The sequence below is a fragment of the Micromonospora sp. AMSO31t genome (genome assembly GCF_008868175.1).
Taxonomy (GTDB): domain Bacteria; phylum Actinomycetota; class Actinomycetes; order Mycobacteriales; family Micromonosporaceae; genus Micromonospora.
Genome location: NZ_WBKT01000285.1, coordinates 1 through 2,501, shown reverse-complemented (window position 1 = coordinate 2,501; position 2,501 = coordinate 1). Strand labels below are relative to the sequence as shown.

Sequence of the window (2,501 nt, the reverse complement as noted above, 5' to 3'; positions counted from 1 at the left end):
CGCACGGTTGCCGGCGGGACGGGCGCGGGCGGGATCAGCGTCGGGTCGGCGCGGAGGATGCGCTGGTGCAGGTCCTGGAGCGCCTCGCCGGGCTCGATGCCGTACTCCTCGCGGAGCAGGCCGGCGAAGTCGCGGTAGGCGGCCAGCGCCTCGGCCTGCCGGCCGCTGCGGTGCAGCGCCAGCATGAGCTGGTGGCGCAACCGCTCCCGGACCGGGAACTCGGCCACCAGCTCGACCAGCCGGCCGACCAGCTCGCCGTGGCGGCCGCCGGTCAGCTCCAGCTCGGTGCGCGTCTCCAGGGCGACGGCCCGCAGCTCCACCAGCCGGTGCCGGGCCGCGTCGAAGTACGGACCGGTGAACCCGGTGAACGGCTCCCCCTGCCACCGCTCCAGCGCGGTGGTCACCTCGGCCAGCGCCTCCTCGGTACGCCCGGCCGCGTGCCACTGCCGGGCGCGGCGCACCTCCCGCTCGAAGCGGACCGCCTCCACCGCCTCCGGCGGGATGCGCAGCAGGTACCCGGCGTCGGTGAGGGTCAGCACCTGCCCCGGCGTACGCGGCGACCGGTCGGGTTCGAGCACCCGGCGCAGCCCGGCCACGTACTTCTGCACCACGTTCGCGCCGTTGGCCGGTGGCTCCTCGGGCCAGACCGCGTCGACGATCTGCCCGGTCGGGACGGGACGGCCCGCGGCGAGCAGCAGCACGGCCAGCACGGCCCGCTGCTTGCCGGGGCCGAGGTCGAGCGGGCGGTCCGCGTGCCGGGCCCGTTGCGGGCCGAGGATCTCGAAGCGCAACGCCTCTGACATGCGAGTTCCCGCTCCTGTTACCCCCCGGCCGTCCGCCGCGGCGGCCCACGGCAGTCGGACGGCAGCCTAACGGCAGCGGAACGGCCGTGGCTGCCTGACATGATCCCGGTGCAACAGCCACCTGGGAAAGTGAGTCAACCGAAATGATGCAGCGTACCGGCACCGCCGCCACGTTCCGGCGGGTCGCGGCCCTCACGACCGCCGTGCTGGCCGCCCCCGCCCTGTCCGCGGGGTGCGGCACCGGAGACGGCGGCTCCGACCCTGGCGCCTCCGCGCCGGCCGACCCGAAGGCCACGCTGCTGGCCGCCGTACCGGACGAGAAGGACCCGGCCTTCCGGTTCTCCACTGTCGAGGGCGCCGACAAGCTGACCGGCGTGGTGGACCCGGGCGCGCACGCCCTGGAGCTGGGGATGTCGGAGAAGATCGACGACCCGGAGTTCACCATGAACATCACGTTCCGGCTCATCGACGAGGACATCTGGATGCGGGTGAAGCTGACCGGCGCCGCCGGTCTGCACGACGTGCTGAAGCTGCCGAAGCGCTGGATGGCGCTGGACCGGACCAAGCTGGACGACGTCTCGGAGATCCCGGTCTACGACGGCGCCGACCCGGCCAACACCGCGGCGATCATCCGAACCGCGGAAACGGTCGAGGACAAGGGCAATGGAACGTACACCGGCTTCGCCGACCTGGCCGACAACGTCGACGTGCGGAACTCCTTCAGCGGGTTCGACGTGGCCACACTGGGCGAGGCGGCAAAGAAGGTGCCGTTCACGGCCGTGGTCGGCCCGGACGGCAACCTGACCACGCTGACGCTGGACATCCCGGCCGTCGGCAAGCAGAAGGCCATGAAGCTGGTCACCCGCTACTACGACTTCGGCAAGGCGCCGAAGCTCACCGCGCCGAGCGGCGACCAGGTGCAGAAGGCGCCCGCGTCGGCGTACGAGCTGCTGAAGGACTGACCCACGACGCGAGCAGGGGCGGCGGCCACACGGGGGGCCGCCGCTCCTGCCGTGTCCGCGTGGTTCAGCGGCCGAGGACGGAACCGCCGTTGACGCCGAGCACCTGCCCGGTGACGTAGCCGGCGGACGGGCCGACCAGGTAGCGGACGGCCGCCGCGATGTCGTCCGGCACGCCGGCCCGGCCGACCAGGGTGGCGGCCACCCGCTTGGCGTGCCCCTCCGGGGTCATCCGGTCGCCGAAGAACTCGGTCTCGGCCACGTACCCGGGGCTGACCACGTTGACCGTGATCTGTTCCGGACCGAGCTGGGCGGCCAGGTCGTACGCCCAGCCGTGCAGCGCGGCCTTCGCCGCCGAGTACGGCCCGCCCCCGCCCCGCTGGGCGGCGATGGAGCTGAGCAGCACCACCCGGCCGCCGGGCCGGCGCAGGGCGGGCAGCAGCGCCTCGGTGAGCAGGACCGCGGTGAGCACGTTGGCGTCGAGGTTGGCCCGCCACCAGCCCGCCACGTCGGCCAGGGTGTCGCTCGGTCCGCCGAGGTAGCCCCCGGCGTTGTTGACGACCGCGTCGACCGTCCGCTCCCCGACCGCCTCGACCACCGCCGACACCTGCGCCGGGTCGGTCAGATCGGCGGCCACCGCGCTCACGGCCTCCGGCCGCCCGCACTCCGCCGAGATCCGTTCGGCGGCGCCGAGCAGCACATCGGCCCGCCGTCCGACGATGACCACGTCGTACCCGTC

3 protein-coding genes are annotated in these 2,501 nt (G+C 73.8%); 1 reads left to right on the top strand and 2 read right to left on the bottom strand.

Going from position 1 to position 2,501, the window contains the following annotated elements:
• Positions 1-803, bottom strand: an 803-nt coding sequence (locus F8274_RS30460; protein ID WP_151465830.1) for an AfsR/SARP family transcriptional regulator, incomplete at its 3' end; no start/stop codon positions are given.
• A 143-nt stretch (positions 804-946) separates the two neighbouring features.
• Here F8274_RS30460 and F8274_RS30455 point away from each other — a divergent pair.
• Positions 947-1,765, top strand: a complete 819-nt coding sequence (locus F8274_RS30455; protein ID WP_151465828.1) for a hypothetical protein — start codon at positions 947-949, stop codon at positions 1,763-1,765.
• Between the two features lie 64 nt (positions 1,766-1,829).
• Here the strand turns inward: F8274_RS30455 and F8274_RS30450 are convergent.
• Positions 1,830-2,501: SDR family NAD(P)-dependent oxidoreductase (locus tag F8274_RS30450; RefSeq protein WP_151465826.1), on the bottom strand; the 672-nt coding region annotated here is incomplete at its 5' end.